Here is a 15829-nt window from a genome sequence, read left to right as displayed (position 1 = left end):
ATGAACATAGGTAAGGTGGTCAGGCTTGAGAGGATAATGAACAGAAATACAAGAAGGACGATAATCGTTCCGATGGACCACGGTGTAAGCTCTGGACCCATAGAGGGGATAAAGGATATAAAAGTCGCCGTGGATAAGGTTGCCGAGGGAGGAGCCAATGCGGTTGTTCTTCACAAGGGAATGGTCAGGGCTGGACACAGAGGTGGAGGAAAGGATATAGGTTTGATAGTACACCTCTCCGCTTCCACAGACCTATCTCCTTCAAAGAATGATAAGGTTTTGGTTTGTTCCGTTGAAGAGGCGATAAGACTGGGTGCAGATGCCGTCTCAATCCACGTAAACATCGGTGCAGATATGGAAAGAGACATGCTCAGGGATTTCGGTATTATCTCCAGAGCCTGTGAAGAATGGCAGATGCCTCTTCTTGCTATGGTCTATGGAAGAGGTCCAAAGATTGAGAATCAGTACGATCCAAAGGTTGTCGCCCATTGTGCAAGGATAGGAGCCGAACTGGGTGCAGACATAGTAAAGGTTCCCTATTCGGGAGACCCTGAAAGCTTCAGGCTTGCAACCGAAGGCTCCCCCATACCTGTGGTTATAGCGGGAGGACCCAAGATGAAGTCCGAAAGGGACGTTCTTGAGATGGTTCACGGCGCGATAAGGGCTGGAGCCTCTGGTCTTTCTATAGGGAGGAATATATTTCAGGCTAAGGACCCAGGTCTTATGGTTCGCGCTATGGCAAAGATAGTCCACGAAGGTGGTAGTGTTGAGGAGGCTTTGGAAATATTGGGTCAAACTCAAACATAGATATCCTTGTATCAATTAAGTTTTTTTAGGAGGTATTAAATGGGACTTCTGGAAGGAAAGAAGGCTTTGATTACAGGAATAGCTAACGAAAAGAGCATAGCATACGGAATAGCCGAGTCTTTCCATAGGGAGGGAGCCGAACTTGCCTTCACATACGCAAACGATAAGCTCAAAAAGAGGGTAGAGGAGGTTGCAAAGGAGTTCGGGAGCAAGCTTACCGTGAAGTGTGACGTTTCCCTTGATGAGGACATAACCAACCTTAGGAAGTTTTTAAAGGAGAATTGGGGGGAGCTTGACATAATAGTGCACTCTATAGCTTACGCTCCGAAGGAAGAGTTTAAGGGTGGGGTTATAGACACAAGCAGGGATGGCTTCAAGGTAGCCATGGATATATCCGTGTACTCACTGATAGCCATGACAAGGGAACTTCTACCCCTTATGGAAGGTAGGAAAGGGTCAATAGTGACCTTATCCTATTACGGAGCTGAGAAGGTGGTTCCTCATTACAACGTTATGGGTATAGCGAAGGCTGCCCTTGAGAGCACGGTCAGGTATCTCGCTTACGATATAGCTAAGTATGGACACAGGATAAACGCGATATCTGCTGGGCCTGTGAAAACCCTTGCTGCATACAGTATAACCGGCTTCCACCTTCTCATGGAGCACACCACCAAGGTTAATCCCTTCGGTAAACCCATAACCATAGAAGACGTGGGTGACACCGCGGTTTACCTGTGCAGTGATTGGTCAAGAGGTGTTACAGGTGAGGTAATACACGTTGACAACGGCTACCATATAATGGGAGTCTTTGGAAGGGAGGAAGAGATAAAGGAAGGGGTCTTCAAGAAGTGAGCCTGAAACCAACAAACGTACCCCTTACGGTAAAGGATTTTGACTGCGAGCGTTGTGGTGTGTGCGCCGGGTGTGGATGCGCTTGCGGATACATAGCTTACCTTAAAGGGGAAGACCTCGTTGACCTTTACGGGCATCCCCATGACCCTAACGGTATAGGGAGTTTCTGTACAAAGGGTTTAACCCTGATTCAGGAGACACCCAAGAACCCACTCAGGCTGAGGAAAGCTATCCTAAGAGACGGAGGAAACTACAAGGAGATAGATCAAAAGGACGCCCTTGAATGGCTAAATAGAAATTTAAAGGGAAGGGTCGCTGTATTCTTGGATAGATTTTCCGACCTCAAGGATTACGTTTCAGCGGTTGGCTTTACCGAGCACGTCTATACGGATTCCCTTTATTTACCTTTCAGGGCTACAACCCTCAGACCGCAGGAGTGGAGGGAGCAGAGGGTTATACTTGCCCTTGAATGTGAGACGGTGTTCACAGAGGTAATGGCAACCCGCTGGCTTGTTGACGCCTTTGAGCGCTCCTCCTATATAGTAGCTGTTTCTTCCAGATACGGTACAACCTCTGCAAAGGCAAGCAGGAGAATTCTTGTAAAACCTTCCCTTGTGGTAAGGTTCATTGAGGAACTGGCAGACTACATAGAGGGAAAGGACAAGGAGCTGATGTTCAAAGAGGAGATTGAAAGACTCGCAAAATCTATATCCCTGGTAAAGGAGAGCCTTATCCTCATAGGAGAAACCCTATTAAGAAGTAGATGGAGAGGCAACGTACTAAGCGCTCTGAAGAGAATAAGAGATAAGGTAAGGGTTAACTACAGTATAGTTGGGAACGTGTCTCCCCTCAAAGCTAAAGGTCTTGAGGAGTTTTTAAAAGAATTCACAGACTTTGATAGCCTGCTCCTTACAGGTAACCCTGCAATGTTCATGGATGAAACCCTCCTAAACAAGCTTAAGGAAAAGAGAACCGTCCACCTTACCCTCTTCCCTAACCTTACGGCAAACAATGTAGACCTCGTTATACCTGTTAAACTCTTTGCAGAGAGAGAGTTCTTCCCTTATAAAAACGGTTTCGGCTTGGTTGCCTACTCTCCTCAGGTTCTCCCCTCCATTGAGAATTCCTTTGCCCCGCACGAACTCCTTGGTAATGGAAGGGACATAGAGGAATTTCTTAATGAGCTTGGGTTAGGGTTAGAGGAGGTGAGAGAGGCAGAAGGTGGAGCGGACGTAGATATACCCTACATAGAGGAGTGGGAAGGGGAGTTTAACTTGTATGAGGTTGAGGACAGAGGCATTTACGTGCTATGTGATAACACGCTTGTTGATGAAATTGGGCACTGGAACGTATGGACTCATGATATGGAGAGTCAGCAGTTAGCTTATATGAACAGTAAAACCATGGAAAGGTTAGGGGTTAAGGAAGAGATAGAGATAAGAGGGACAAAACTGAAGGTGAAGAAGAACAGCAACATAGCCGATGATGTGATATTCGTGCCCAACTCCTATGAGGAAAGCCAGCCCTTCAATCCGGGAACCAGACCTGGTAAACTTTTGAAGAACCCTGCTTTTAGAATAGAAGAGTACGGTTAAAATAATAAAAACACGGAGGTAAAGGTATGAACATTGAGTTCAGAGGCGTTGACGTCCAGATAACGGACGCGATGAAAAGTTTTATTGAGGGCAAGCTTAAGCGTTTTGACAGGTACCTGAAGGAAGCGGGAGAAGACCAGGTAGAGATAATAGTCTCCATTTCTGCTGTACGTTCAAGACATAAGGATTTTGCAGGGGACAGCAAACCCATTGTTTACAGGGTTGATATGCATATGTACCTGAAGAATATCCCCCATGGCTCAATTCATGCCTGGGAGGAGGATATAGACGTATTTACAGCCCTTGATCAGGTTCTTGACGAGATAGAAAGGCAGCTTATAAAACTCAAGCAGAGAAGGCTTGAACAGAGGCGAGTGTCTGCGAAGATAAAGGAGCAGATGCATGCTCCCGAGCCAATAGCACCTGAGGAAAGGGAGAAGCCTCTTATAGTGGAGGAAGAGCTTGTACTTGATAAACCCATGAGTGTTGAAGACGCGCTGTTTGAACTTGAGCAGAGCCATGCCTTTTTCCTCCCGTTCCTTGATATAGAAACCGGGAACCTCAGGATCGTCTACAGGAAGAAAGGAGGCAACTTCGGGCTTATAAACACTAAGTGTAAGTTCTCATAGGAAAGGGTATGGAGTACAGGTTCAGGTTTCTCCGCTACCGTTTCATATCTTACTTTGTTTCACTCCTGTTGGTTCTTGGGAGTCTTTTCCTTCTTTATTACAAAGGGTTAAACCTTGGACTTGATTTCACCGGTGGAAGGGTTATTGAGCTGAGGTTTGAGAAAAAGCCTGGGACGGGTGATCTCAGAAGGGCTATAAAGGAAGCCGGGATTGAGTCCTTCCTTGTTCAGGAGACAAAGGAGGGAACTTACATAGTAAAGGTCAGGGAGGGAGAGAGTTACCAGGCTGTAAAGGATGCGGTAAAGAAGTTTGGGAAATACGAACTGGTGAGGGAGGAAAGGATAGGAGGTGTAATAAGCGAGGAACTCCGTGAAAAAGCCGTCCTTGCCATACTCACCGCCCTGGGCGGTATATTGCTTTACCTTGCCTTCCGTTTTCAACCTGTGTGGGGGGTCGGTGCACTCCTCGCTCTGGTCCATGACGTTCTTATAGTCCTGGGAGCTTACTCCCTGACGTACAGAGAGGTTAACCTTGAGGTGGTTTCGGCTTTGCTCATAGTAGCGGGGTACTCCGTTGCCGATACAGTTGTGATATTTGACAGGATAAGGGAAAACCTTCGTCTCAGGAAGACCCTGCCCCTTGAGGAGGTCATGGATATATCCATTAACCAGACCCTTTCCAGGACGATAATGACCTCGCTTACAACCTTCGTCACAGCCTTTACCCTATTCATACTCGGAGGATACGCTCTTTCCAACATAATGTTTGCCTTTGTTGTAGGTGTCGTGGTTGGAACTTTCTCATCGGTGTTTGTGGCAAGCTCCTTTGTTCTTGATATGGGTAGATTTATAAGGCTCAGGAGAGAGGAATCTCAGGAAGAGACAGCCTGATGGACTATCTGGTTGTATTCCTTTTCGGTATAACCCTGGGGAGCTTTTACAACGTGCTTATTTACAGGCTTCCCAGAAATGTCTCCGTTGTCTTTCCCTCTTCTCATTGCCCTGAGTGTAAGGAGAGGATAAGGTGGTACGACAACATACCCCTCATCTCCTTTCTGCTTTTGAGGGGAAAATGCAGAAGCTGTGGTGCAAGGATATCCCTCCAGTACCCTCTCGTTGAGCTCTCCTCAGGACTCCTCGCTCTTTATTCTTACTTCAAGTGGGGCTTGAGCCTTGATGCCCTGGTATATTTTGCCTTCTTCTCAGCTCTCATGGTGGCTTCCCTTATTGACTTAAAATTTTTCATAATTCCAGACCTTATCACTCTGCCGGGTATAGTCCTTGGTCTTGGCAGCTCCTTCTTTCGTTCCGACATAACCGTATCCCAGAGCTTTTTGGGTGCGATAGTTGGTTTCCTTATACCCGCATTTGTATACCTTTACTACGTAAAAGTAAGGAAGATGGAGGGGCTTGGTTTCGGGGATGTGAAGCTTCTCACCTTGATAGGCTCTGTAACTGGGGTTTACGGAGTGTTCTCAGCTCTGTTCCTTGGGAGTTTATTTGGTCTTCTATTTGCACTGCCTTCCATAGTGAGGAACAAAAACGTTCAGTTTGTTATACCCTTTGGACCCTTTCTCTCCTTAGGGTGTTTCGTAGGAGTCCTTTTTAAAAGCGAGATTATGAGCTTCCTATTACCCTTATGAACTGCCGCTTTCCTCTATCTTGCCTTCAACCTCTTTAATGAACTCATCAAGATTGAAGTTGTGTTCCTTGGCAGCTTCCTCCAGAGTTCTGTGTCCTCCACAGCAGTAATCTATGTAGTACCTGTCAAGCACAGACTGCACCTGGGGAAACTTCCTTAAAAGCTCGTTAACGGTCATGTTCCTGTCTATCATATTCCACCTCCTTTCAAGGTGCAGGTGCTATCACCGCCATGACCACCATGTCCTTGTCGGCTTTCATTCCGTGAGGCTCCAGCGGTTCACAGGGGACGAGGTCTCCCTCCTCTACCTCTATCCATTCCTCACCTTTGAGAAACTTACCGCTTCCCTTGGCACAGTATAGAAGCACTCTGGCAGGACTTGTGTGAGCCGGTATCTCACTGCCTGCAGGCATAGAGAACACTATAACCCTTGCCTCCTTGGAATCTACCAGGAGAGCCTTCTTTAACTGAGAGGATGTGGGAAAAAAGCTTGAAAGGCTATGTTTCATGATTCACCTCCAGACTCCGCTTTTTAAGATGTTGAAGATATACATTAAAATTGCCAAGAACAAAATCAGGGAACCCAGGGCTTTGAAGTAGGGATTACCGGACAGAAACCCGTAAATTTGGAGCGCAAGACCGACATTCAGCAGAGCTGTATGTAAGTAACCCAGCCTGAAGCTGTAAACTTTTCCCCTGGTTAACATCGGGATTATATGGTATGTAACTCCAACTATCATCTGGGTAACGAACCCAACAAGCTGTATATGAGCGTGGGCGTAAGATGGAATGCCTTTCAACGAGTATAGAAAGTTTCGTGCGGGTTCAAAGCCGAGCATAAGACCCAGAGAGCTTCCTATAAGCAGGTACAGAAAACTCAGGAGCAAGTTCAATTTCGTCAGCGGGTTCATCTCAGATAATTTTATATAAAAACCCCTCCGTAGATATGTAAATGATTACTATCATAGATACCTGTAAAGGTGTTGATAATCCAATTGTCTGTTGCTTTTATTTTTGACGTTTGAGGACTCTCTCCACAAGTTTTAGGTCCTCCTCCGTATCAACGCCGTGGTAGAAGTTCTCTGTCAGAAGGACCTTTATCCTGTATCCGTTTTCCAGAAGTCTCAGCTGTTCAAGCCCCTCTGTTCTTTCTAAGGTAGTCTGGGGTAGCTTTACAAATTCCAAAAGAGTTCCTCTTCTGAAACCGTATATACCTATATGTTTTATGGGGTAAAGGTTCTCATTAGCCTCTCTGAAATAGGGTATAGGAGCTCTTGAGAAGTAAAGAGCATAGCCTCTCCTGTCAAGAACGACCTTTACATTTGAGCTACTCTCGTAACAGGTCTTATCGTGTTTTCCAAGGGTTACCACCTCTTCCCCTCTTATAAGCTCATCAAACACCCTCTTTACATCCTCTGGATATACAAAAGGCTCGTCTCCCTGATAGTTTATCACCAGCTCAATGTCACTTTTTTCAATCACATGGGCTACCCTGTCTGAGCCGGAGGGAAGTTCGGAAGGGGTCATAACAACCTCAACACCCAGCCCTGATACAGCCTCCTTTACCTCCTCGCTGTCTGTTGCCAGTATTACCTTCTCTCCCGTTTTTAGACACCCTTCAACCACCCATCTTATGAGGGGTTTTCCGGCAATATCCTTCAGCGGTTTCCTGGGGAGCCGGGTGGAGGCTAAACGGGCAGGAATTACTATAGCCCTTTTCATGGCTGATATAATTGTATCCTTGATGAAGATTAGCGAGTTTTTGAAAGCGAACCAGCTTTCCGTGGGAGACAACATCGTCCTTCTTTTGCAAAAGCTCGGTATAGACGATGAGAGACTCTTGAAGAAGCTTGAGTCCGAGATAGGTGAAACAGCAAAGATGTCCAAATCAAAGGGGAATGTGGTTGACCCTGAGGAGGCTGTTGAACGTTACGGAGCGGACACTGTCAGGCTTTATATCCTGTTCGCTGCCCCACCTGAGCAGGATTTTGAGTGGACCGACGAAGGCATACAGGGTGCTTACAGGTTCCTGAACAGGCTTTGGAATTTTGTAATTAATAGGGAAGAGTGGCTCAGGGAGGTTGCCTACACGAGGGAAGAGCTCGCCAACCTGAAAGGGAAAGCCAGAGAACTCAGGAGAGCTGTGCACCAGACTATAGCAGACTACCTGACGGACATGGAGAAGCGATACCAACTGAATACAGCGATAGCGAAGATAATGAAGCTCTTTAATGAGCTCTCAGATTTTGAGCCTGAGGACGAAACCGACAGGAAGGTGTTAAAAGAGGGCATAGATACTCTCCTACTCTTGCTGGCACCTATCGCACCTCACCTATCGGAGGAGCTCTGGCAGAGGTTAGGACACGAGGAGCTCATAGCTCTTCAGTCAATACCGGAGCCTGATGAGAAAGCTCTGCAGGTTGAGGAGCTGGAGGTCCCTGTTCAGGTGAACGGTAAGCTCAGGACAAGGATTAGGGTGCCTTTCAATGCCGATGAGGAAACGGCAAGGAGGATAGCCTTGAGCGATGAGAAGGTTAGAAGTTACCTTGACGGGAAAGAGATTAAGAAGTTTATATACGTAAAGAACAAACTCATAAACATAGTTCTGGGATAAAGGAGGCGGTTATGGAACAGGACATAACCCTGTGGGCATGGATACTGTGGTTGTTAAAGGTTCTGATACTTGCAGCACTTATAGGTATTCCTTTTCTGGTTATAGTGGTCTTGGTGTCCCAGGCGGTTTACAACAAGTTTGCTAAAAGGATAGAGAAGAGCCTTGAAGATAAATACAAGCAAAAGGGCTTTACCCTCATAGAGGTTCTCGTAGTCCTCATAATCTTAGGTCTCATCGCCGCCATAATAGTTCCGAGGATAACGGGAAGAGTGGACGAGGCGAAGATAGAGACAACGAAGATACAGCTCAAAGCTATCAAGGACGCCTTAGAACAGTACAAGTTAGACAACGGCATGTATCCAACCACCGAGCAGGGACTCAAAGCCCTCGTTGAAAAGCCCACCACTCCTCCCGAACCTCCGAGGTGGAGGAAGTACTTAGATAAGGTTCCTAAGGACGGCTGGGACAGGGACTTCATCTACATATCCCCCGGAGTGAACCACCCCTACGAGCTCAGGTCTAAGGGTCCGGACGGAGAGGAGGGAACGGAGGACGACATAGATGTCTGGAACCTCTAAGGGGTTTACCCTCCTTGAGGTTGTAATTGCCCTCACGATAATAGCCGTGGGTTTCACTACACTGATAGAGCTCGTTTCGGTAGCAAGGAGCAGACTCGCCGAAGCGGAGGAGACCTTCAGGGACTTCCTTTACCTTGACGGGAAGATAAAGAGGAACGACTACCAGGGTCTGGAGGTAAGGGAGGAGAAACTCCCCGACTTCCCCCGGATAATAGAGACGACCTACACTTACAGGGACGTGTTCTTCGTCCGATATAAAGTTAGGTGATGCTTGAATTCGCCGTCTGCCCCCACGATACATACAAGGGTGTTGCAAAGTGGATAAAGTTTACCCGTGAGCTCGGCAAGTTAGCAGAATCAGAGGTCAAGCTTATAACCTTTAGCTCCTTCCGGGAGGAGAGGGAGAGGCTTGAGGAAAGCTTTGACATATACTACGCAAGCCCGAGTATTGCCGCAGAGCTGTATAAGAAGGGCTACATGCCCGCTGCGAAGATAAGGGAACAGGAGGATTCGCTCCTCCTCGTGGGAAAAGAACCTCCAAAGGAGGAGTACACGGTAGCCCTCGCCGACCTTAAAGCGGTAAAGTACGGACTCCTTGCCTTTGAAAGGATAGACCTCGGTAAAATCAGAGTTCTCTATACGGAGAGCCATGAGGAGACCCTTCAGCTCGTAGATAGCGGAGTTGCCGATTACGGGATAGTCTATGAGGAGAACCTTGAGAGCTGGAAAGGAAGAGAGCTGAAGGTTATTGAAAGGATTAACTTAGGAACCTCCCACCTCTTTATGGTTAAAGGGGAAAGGGTCGTGGATATCAGGGATAAGCTTCTGAGACTACCGAAGGTGGTTCCCGCCGGCGAGGAGGATATTAAAAAGGTTTTTGAGCTTGAGAAACGCTTTGAGAAGCTTCTCAAAAGATGGGAGGAGTACGATATAGCGATGGCTGTCCTGAACGCCCCGGCGGTGGGAATCCTCATATATCAGGAAGGGATTGTTTATGTGAACAACTACCTCTGTGAGCTTCTGGGCTATGAGAGAGAGGAGCTCTTAGGAAAGCCGGCGGAGATAGTTGTCGCGGAGGAGGAGAGGGAGAGAATACGGGAGGTCATAAGGAAGAGGCTTTCGGGTGAGAAGTTTACCTTTACTCATAGGGAACTGAAGTTCAGGAAGAAGGACGGCTCAGAGGTCTGGACCTCCGTCTTCTCCAGCACCATACTCTACGAGGGGAAGTATGCGGGCTTTGTGGTGGTTATAGACATAACCAAGAGGAAGAGACTTGAAGGACTTTATAAGCTCATCAGAGAGGTAAATCAAGCCATAACCCAATCCCTTTTAGAGGAGGAGCTTTTTGAGAGGATATGCAGAGCCCTGACCGAGAAGATGGGGCTGAGGTTCGTCTGGGTGGGGAAGCCCGATGAAAATGGGTGGGTGAGACCTGTGGTCAGGTGCGGGCACGAAGAGGGATACCTTGAGAAGGTCAGAATATCCGTAAACCCGGAAGTGCCGGAGGGAAGAGGACCCACGGGAACAGCCCTCAGGGAAGGGAGGATAGTTATAAACCCCGACACGAAGAGCAACCCGGCGATGGGACCCTGGAGGGAGGAGATGCTAAAGCGCGGCTACCTCTCCTCCTGTGCCGTACCCATTCAGGTTGAGGGTGAGACGGTTTACGTTCTGAACCTCTACGCTTCCGAACCTTACTTCTTTGAGGAGGAGAACAGGGAAGTTCTGGAGGAGCTGAAAGGAGATATTGAGTTCGGTCTCAGCAGGATGAGGGAGTTCAGGAATGCTCTTATAATTTCTAAAGCTCTTGAGCTGACCAACGACTGGGTTCTCGTTACCGACAGGAACGGAAATATTCTCTATGTGAACGACGCCGTATGCAGGATAAGCGGGTACGAGAGGGAGGAGCTGATAGGTAAAAATCCGAGGGTTTTCAAGTCGGGCTTACACGATGAGGCTTTCTACAAGAAGCTCTGGGAGACCATACTCTCGGGAAAGAGCTTTCATGCGGTCTTCGTAAACAGGAAGAAGGACGGGGAGCTGTTCCATATTGAACAGACCATCGCCCCCGTGGAACTGCCGGGAGGTGAGAAAAGGTTCGTTTCCGTCGGAAGGGACATAACCCGCGAGCTGGAGATGTCGGAAGAGATTGAGAAGCTCAAGTTTTACGATGCCCTCACGGGACTGCTCAACCTGAGCAACCTCGCCCTGAAGGTTTCCGAAACCCTTAAGAAGGGAGAGAAAGCGGGAGCCCTCATAGTCCTTGACCTTTACAACATGGCTTTCATAAACAAGAACTACGGCTTCAGGGTAGGGGACGCCGTTCTGAAGGAAGTGGCAAACAGGTTAAGAAACACCTTCAGGGACTACGACCTTGTCGCGAAGGTAGGAGGGGATGAGTTCGCCCTCTTTATATACCCTATGAGAAAGAGGGAAGACGCTCTCATAGTTGCGGAGAAGTTAAAGGAGGTTCTCGCTCAGCCCGTTGAAATTGAAAACATGAGGTTAACCCTCGGCATGAACGCGGGGGTCAGCATCTTCCCCTCGGACGGTAGAACCTTCCACGAACTTTACGAGAAGGCTTCTGTGGCTCTTCATGCGGCTAAATCGGAAGGAGAGAACGAGGTGAGGTTTTACGATGAGGAGATGGAGAGGAAAGCTGAAGGTTTCGTGAGGGCGGAGAGCCTTTTAGAAAAAGCCGTAAGGGAAAGACTCTTTGTCTTTGAGTTTCAGCCCTACTTCAGGCTCAAGGACATGGGGGTGGCGGGTCTGGAAGCCCTCCTAAGGATAAGGGAGAGGGACGGAACCCTTCACTATCCCTCCGAGTTCATAGACTACCTTGAAAACAGCAGGTTCCTGAGAGATTTTGAGAACTCCTCCCTGGAAGAGCTTCGGAGACTCCTTGAGAAGTTCAGAGTTCCCATCTCCCTGAACGTGTCGGCGAGGAGTTTCAGGAACGATGAGTTCATGGATAAGCTTTTCGGTCTTGCTGAAGACTTCCCCGGCAAGCTCGTTGTGGAGATAACGGAGAGGCTTCTCGTTGAAGATGTTGAAAGGACGAAGAGGATTCTAAGCAGGATAAGAGAGTTCGCAAAGGTCGCCGTTGATGACTTCGGGACGGGATACTCATCCCTCGCCTATCTGAAGGAACTACCCGTGGACATAGTCAAGATAGACATGGGCTTTATACGGGGGATGATGGAGAGTGAGAGGGACAGGGCGCTTGTGGAGGTTATAGTTGAGTTCGCAGGCAGGATAGGGATGGAGAGTTTAGCCGAGGGGGTTGAGACCGAAGAACAGCTCAGGATACTAAAGGAAATGGGATGCACCTACGCACAGGGCTTTTACCTTGCCAGACCCATGCCGGAGGAAAAGGTGGAGGAACTCCTGAGAGATGAAGGTTAGAGCTTTCACCCTAATAGAGGTTCTCGTAGTCCTCACCCTCCTCGGACTGACCTTCTCCGCCCTCCTCCTGGTCTTCTCAAGGGGCATAGACTCAAGCCTTGGTATAACGGAGGAATCGGAAAGGCTGAAGCTTAAGGCTTCCCTCTTCTGGGACATACAGAGGAAGATAACTGGAGCTAAGAGGATAAGGGTAGAGAACAACAACCTCTATATGATAACGAGCGGAGGAACCATCTATCGGGGGGTGGTCAAGTGCGCTTACATATTCAAAGACGGGAGGCTCTACTACTACGAGTTCCCTTATCCTTACGGAGCGATAGACGAGATAGAGGAGGATAAGCTTCAGAGGGTTGCCACCTTCCACGACTTCAGTATAAGGGTCTATGAGAGGGACAGGGAGTTTAATACGTACGATGGACTACCCGACAGGATAAAGGTTTCCGTTGAGGGAAATGAGATGCTCTTTGAAACACTCCTGCGGTGAAATTGAGGGTTCACCAGCTCCCTTCCTCTATCACCTCCATTAAAACAACGGCGTTATTGTGTTCAGTATCCCTGGCTGAGAACAGGAGCGTTACGGTTCCATGCTTGCTTTCAAGCTCTTTTATCCGCTCTATTAATTCCTTTTTCCCCTTTAGTTCCTCTTTGTACTTTCTTTTAAATCCTTCCCATCTCTCGCTCCTGTGGGAAAACCATCTCCTTAGCTCATCTGAGGGTGCTATTTCCTTTAACCAGAGGTCAACCCTTGCGTCTTCTCTTTTTATCCCTCTTGGCCACAGCCTGTCTACCAATATGCGGAGTCCGTCTTCTTCTGACGGTTTTTCATAGATTCTTTTGACTTTAATCAACCCACATCCTCCTTAGGTTATGAGCTCTCTTATCTCTTCTTCTTTCGGAACGCCCACAAAAGCGATGTTTCTATCAACGATAGTGGTAGGGACACTCTTTATTAGGAATTTCGTGACCCAAAATCTTCCCTCTGGCGTTTCAACATCTAAGGCTTCATACTTAAACCCAAGTTCTTCCTTAAACCTCCTCCACATGGCGTCCGCTTCTTGACTTGCCGAACACCACGTTGCTGTTAAGAGTATTACGTGCCTGTCTTGAGGTCTAAGTGACTTCTCAGGTTTTCTCTTGTAAAGCTCCTCCTCTACACACTTCATACATATGATATCCCACTCTCCTATGTAGTTTTTCATCTCCTCATACGCTTTTTCGCCGCTCACCAGCTCGCTTAAGTCTCTCTTAAGGGTTTCCTCACTCAAAGGTTTTAGCTTCACTATCCACTCTCCGTAAGGGTCCAAATTTAAAATTTCGGGAGAATCAAGAACCTTCTCGTTCACATCTACTATCTTGCCTTCAACCAAAGCAGGGATAGGTCCAGCCCACTTTCCGCTCTCCAGGGTAGCAACGGGTTTTCCCTTACTGACCTCCTTACCTTCAGGTTTAACCCGGATGTGGAGTATTTTCCCGGCTCTGGTCTGTCCAACCTCTGTAATTCCCAAAGATACGGTGCCGTCCTCATTCACCTTTACCCAGACCTGTAGGTCTATATAGTAGTAAAGCTCTTTCGGGATTATGCATCCTCTGTACTCCCACGCATTCCCCAGGTCTTTCTCTTCTTCCATCTCAGGTAAAAAATAAGGCTTTTCTATGACATGGTGAGTTTCCTCAAAACCTCATAGACCTTGTGGATGGGAAGACCCATGACCGTGTAAAAGTTCCCCTCTATCCTCTCAACTATTGTGGCTCCAAAGCCCTGAACCCCATAAGCTCCAGCCTTGTCCATCGGCTCACCGGTGGATATGTAAAACCTTATCTCCTCCCCGGACAGCTTTCTGAACTTAACCCTCGCAACGTCGTGGACCGTTTTTCTGAAACCTTTAGAGACAAAGGAGACCGCCGTCACCACCCTGTGCCACCTCCCCGAAAGGAAAGAGAGGGTCTGAAAGGCTTCCTCCTCGTCCCTTGGTTTTCCTATTATCTCCTTGCCAACGAAGACAAGGGTATCCGCCCCTATCACGAGAGCGTCCTTATTACTCTTCCAGACGTCCAGAGCCTTTTCGTAGGACAGCCTCCTCGCCGTCGTTATGGGGTCCCCATGGGTATGCTCCTCTATCCCGGAAGGGACGACTTCAAACTCTATTCCCAACAGGGAAAGTATCTCCCTCCTCCTCGGTGAGGCTGAAGCGAGCACTACTCTTCCCATGGCTTGAACCTCATATCACAGGCGTTAAATTATAAATTTACCAACACAGGAGGAAGGATATGAATGTAGGATTTGAGATACAGGAAAGGGAACTCACAGCCGAGGAGATAAAGGAGCTCCAGAAGGAGGTGAGGAGGTTAGCCCAGGAGAAGAACGCAATAATCTTAGCCCACTACTACCAGAGACCGGAGGTTCAGGATATAGCGGACTTCGTGGGAGATTCCTTAGAACTCTCCCGTAAGGCTGCGAATACCGATGCGGACATAATAGTCTTCTGCGGTGTCAGGTTCATGTGCGAGACCGCGAAGATTCTCAGCCCCCAGAAGAAGGTTCTCCACCCTAACCCCGAATCCGGCTGTCCCATGGCGGACATGGTAACCGCCGAGCAGGTTAGGAAGTTAAGGGAAGAACATCCCGATGCGGAGTTCGTGGCTTACATAAACACCACCGCCGACGTGAAGGCTGAGGTAGATATATGTGTGACCTCCGCCAACGCCCCGAAGATAATAAAGAAGCTGGAAGCTAAGAAGATAGTCTTTCTACCCGACCAGGCTCTCGGTCAGTGGGTAGCGAAGCAGGTTCCCGAAAAGGAGTTCATAATATGGAAGGGTTTCTGCCCTCCCCACTTTGAGTTCACCGCGAGGGAGGTCATGAAGCTGAAAGAGAAGTATCCCGACGCCAAGGTTGCCGTTCACCCTGAGTGCCATCCCAAGGTCATAGAGCTCGCCGACTTCGTGGGTTCTACCTCCCAGATAATCAAGTACGCAACGAGCGTGGACGCAAAGAGGGTCATAGTCATTACAGAGGTGGGTCTCAAGTACACCCTCATGAAGAAGAACCCCAACAAGGAGTACATATTCCCCGAGTCAATGAACTACTGCGGAACCGTCTACTGCTGCACAATGAAGGGGATAACCCTGCCAAAGGTCTATGAGACCATAAAGAACGAGATAAACGAGGTGGAGCTCCCTGAGGATATTATAGAGAGAGCGAGGAGACCGATAGAGAGGATGTTAGAACTCAGCTGAGGAATGGTCTGGTTCTATACATTCCTGATAGTTCTCGGAACCTTTCTTGCCGTCCTGGGGATAACCAGCACCAACGTAGCCATACCCAAGATGATAGCTCCTCTCCAGACGGATATATACGGTATAGAATGGGTCGCTATAAGTTACATAACCGCAACCGCCATAACAATACTCGCCTTCAGTGCTCTCAGCTCAAGGATAGGACTCAAGAACACCTACGTCCTCGGACTCTCTCTGTTCGGACTTGGCAGCGCTCTTTCCGGTCAGGCGGGAAGTCTGGAGTTCATGATAGCCTCCCGCTTTTTGCAGGGAATAGGGAAGGTCTCCTGATACCCTCCTCCCAATCCATACTCTTCAGCCTCTTCCCCCCTGAGAGTAGGGGAACGGCTATGGGCTTTTACGCCATGGCTGTAGCTTTTGCACCCGGTCTTGGACCCGCCGTAGGGGTTACTTCGTAGAGTACTTCTCCTG

The 15829-nt window shown here is 48.3% G+C and carries 20 protein-coding genes and 1 pseudogene; 13 read left to right on the top strand and 8 right to left on the bottom strand.

Annotated elements, in window-relative coordinates; translation table 11 throughout:
• The 6 genes from BCF55_RS05840 to BCF55_RS05815 are packed head-to-tail and all read left to right on the top strand — an operon-like array spanning position 1 to position 5525.
• Positions 1-807, top strand: a complete 807-nt coding sequence (locus BCF55_RS05840) for a 2-amino-3,7-dideoxy-D-threo-hept-6-ulosonate synthase (RefSeq protein ID WP_121011340.1) — start codon at positions 1-3, stop codon at positions 805-807.
• A gap of 39 nt (positions 808-846) precedes the next feature.
• Entirely contained in the window at positions 847-1659 is an 813-nt protein-coding gene (locus BCF55_RS05835; protein WP_121011337.1) for an enoyl-ACP reductase FabI, read from the top strand.
• Complete coding sequence (locus BCF55_RS05830) at positions 1656-3254, top strand: molybdopterin-dependent oxidoreductase family protein (RefSeq protein WP_121011334.1); 1599 nt, start codon at positions 1656-1658, stop codon at positions 3252-3254. Before BCF55_RS05835 ends, BCF55_RS05830 begins: the two co-directional genes overlap by 4 nt.
• A 26-nt stretch (positions 3255-3280) precedes the next feature.
• Positions 3281-3883, top strand: coding sequence for a ribosome hibernation-promoting factor, HPF/YfiA family (gene hpf, locus BCF55_RS05825; protein WP_121011331.1), 603 nt, complete (start codon positions 3281-3283; stop codon positions 3881-3883).
• A gap of 8 nt (positions 3884-3891) precedes the next feature.
• Positions 3892-4773: a protein translocase subunit SecF gene (gene secF, locus BCF55_RS05820; RefSeq protein ID WP_121011328.1), complete on the top strand. Its 882-nt coding sequence runs from the start codon at positions 3892-3894 to the stop codon at positions 4771-4773.
• A complete protein-coding gene (locus BCF55_RS05815; RefSeq protein ID WP_121011325.1) occupies positions 4773-5525 on the top strand; it encodes a prepilin peptidase in 753 nt (250 codons plus the stop codon). The genes secF and BCF55_RS05815 overlap by 1 nt, the downstream gene beginning before the upstream one ends.
• On the opposite strand, the gene BCF55_RS05810 is transcribed toward BCF55_RS05815, so the two are convergent.
• The 4 genes from BCF55_RS05810 to kdsB form a co-directional block, all read right to left on the bottom strand.
• Positions 5520-5717, bottom strand: a complete 198-nt coding sequence (locus BCF55_RS05810; RefSeq protein WP_121011322.1) for a DUF542 domain-containing protein — start codon at positions 5715-5717, stop codon at positions 5520-5522. The two genes, BCF55_RS05815 and BCF55_RS05810, sit on opposite strands and share 6 nt — an antisense overlap.
• Before the next feature lie 13 nt (positions 5718-5730).
• Entirely contained in the window at positions 5731-6033 is a 303-nt protein-coding gene (locus BCF55_RS05805) for a cupin domain-containing protein (RefSeq protein WP_121011319.1), read from the bottom strand.
• Positions 6034-6036: 3 nt separating this feature from the next.
• On the bottom strand, positions 6037-6435 hold the full coding sequence (locus BCF55_RS05800; RefSeq protein ID WP_121011316.1) for a hypothetical protein: 399 nt from the start codon (positions 6433-6435) through the stop codon (positions 6037-6039).
• 97 nt (positions 6436-6532) lie between these two features.
• Positions 6533-7246: a 3-deoxy-manno-octulosonate cytidylyltransferase gene (gene kdsB, locus BCF55_RS05795; protein ID WP_121011313.1), complete on the bottom strand. Its 714-nt coding sequence runs from the start codon at positions 7244-7246 to the stop codon at positions 6533-6535.
• A 22-nt stretch (positions 7247-7268) separates the two neighbouring features.
• On the opposite strand from kdsB, the gene BCF55_RS05790 reads away from it, so the two are divergent.
• The 5 genes from BCF55_RS05790 to BCF55_RS05770 all read left to right on the top strand — a co-directional run bounded on the left by BCF55_RS05790 (position 7269) and on the right by BCF55_RS05770 (position 12605).
• Complete coding sequence (locus tag BCF55_RS05790; protein WP_121013159.1) at positions 7269-8138, top strand: class I tRNA ligase family protein; 870 nt, start codon at positions 7269-7271, stop codon at positions 8136-8138.
• A 149-nt stretch (positions 8139-8287) separates the two neighbouring features.
• Entirely contained in the window at positions 8288-8716 is a 429-nt protein-coding gene (gene gspG, locus BCF55_RS05785) for a type II secretion system major pseudopilin GspG (protein WP_245960435.1), read from the top strand.
• Positions 8700-8984 (top strand): type IV pilus modification PilV family protein, encoded by a 285-nt coding sequence (locus BCF55_RS05780; RefSeq protein WP_121011307.1) that lies wholly within the window; start codon positions 8700-8702, stop codon positions 8982-8984. Before gspG ends, BCF55_RS05780 begins: the two co-directional genes overlap by 17 nt.
• Positions 8984-12121 (top strand): EAL domain-containing protein, encoded by a 3138-nt coding sequence (locus BCF55_RS05775; protein ID WP_121011304.1) that lies wholly within the window; start codon positions 8984-8986, stop codon positions 12119-12121. The genes BCF55_RS05780 and BCF55_RS05775 overlap by 1 nt, the downstream gene beginning before the upstream one ends.
• Positions 12111-12605 (top strand): prepilin-type N-terminal cleavage/methylation domain-containing protein, encoded by a 495-nt coding sequence (locus tag BCF55_RS05770; RefSeq protein ID WP_121011301.1) that lies wholly within the window; start codon positions 12111-12113, stop codon positions 12603-12605. Before BCF55_RS05775 ends, BCF55_RS05770 begins: the two co-directional genes overlap by 11 nt.
• Before the next feature lie 10 nt (positions 12606-12615).
• Here BCF55_RS05770 and BCF55_RS05765 read toward each other — a convergent pair whose 3' ends face one another.
• The 4 genes and pseudogenes from BCF55_RS05765 to BCF55_RS05755 form a co-directional block, all read right to left on the bottom strand.
• On the bottom strand, positions 12616-12969 hold the full coding sequence (locus tag BCF55_RS05765) for a DUF488 domain-containing protein (protein WP_121011298.1): 354 nt from the start codon (positions 12967-12969) through the stop codon (positions 12616-12618).
• Positions 12970-12981: 12 nt separating this feature from the next.
• On the bottom strand, positions 12982-13284 hold the full coding sequence (locus BCF55_RS09835) for a thioredoxin family protein (protein ID WP_211322896.1): 303 nt from the start codon (positions 13282-13284) through the stop codon (positions 12982-12984).
• Positions 13276-13749 (bottom strand): annotated as a pseudogene (gcvH, locus tag BCF55_RS05760) (glycine cleavage system protein GcvH); the annotation flags it as partial. The gene BCF55_RS09835 and the pseudogene gcvH, both read right to left, overlap by 9 nt.
• Positions 13750-13772: 23 nt before the next feature.
• The gene (locus tag BCF55_RS05755; RefSeq protein WP_121011295.1) at positions 13773-14330 is read right to left on the bottom strand and encodes a Maf family protein; all 558 of its coding nucleotides are present in this window, start codon (positions 14328-14330) and stop codon (positions 13773-13775) included.
• Positions 14331-14389: 59 nt separating this feature from the next.
• Between BCF55_RS05755 and nadA the strand changes: the two genes are divergently transcribed.
• Together nadA and BCF55_RS09830 are read left to right on the top strand one after the other, a co-directional pair.
• Positions 14390-15358 carry a quinolinate synthase NadA gene (gene nadA / locus BCF55_RS05750; protein ID WP_121011293.1) on the top strand — a complete coding sequence of 323 codons (969 nt, stop codon included), beginning with the start codon at positions 14390-14392 and terminating at the stop codon, positions 15356-15358.
• A 3-nt stretch (positions 15359-15361) separates the two neighbouring features.
• Positions 15362-15688, top strand: a complete 327-nt coding sequence (locus BCF55_RS09830) for an MFS transporter (protein WP_274542106.1) — start codon at positions 15362-15364, stop codon at positions 15686-15688.
• Positions 15689-15829: the final 141 nt, after the last annotated feature.

The sequence above is a fragment of the Hydrogenivirga caldilitoris genome, from assembly GCF_003664005.1.
GTDB lineage: Bacteria > Aquificota > Aquificia > Aquificales > Aquificaceae > Hydrogenivirga > Hydrogenivirga caldilitoris.
This window is presented reverse-complemented; position numbering and strand designations above follow the sequence as displayed.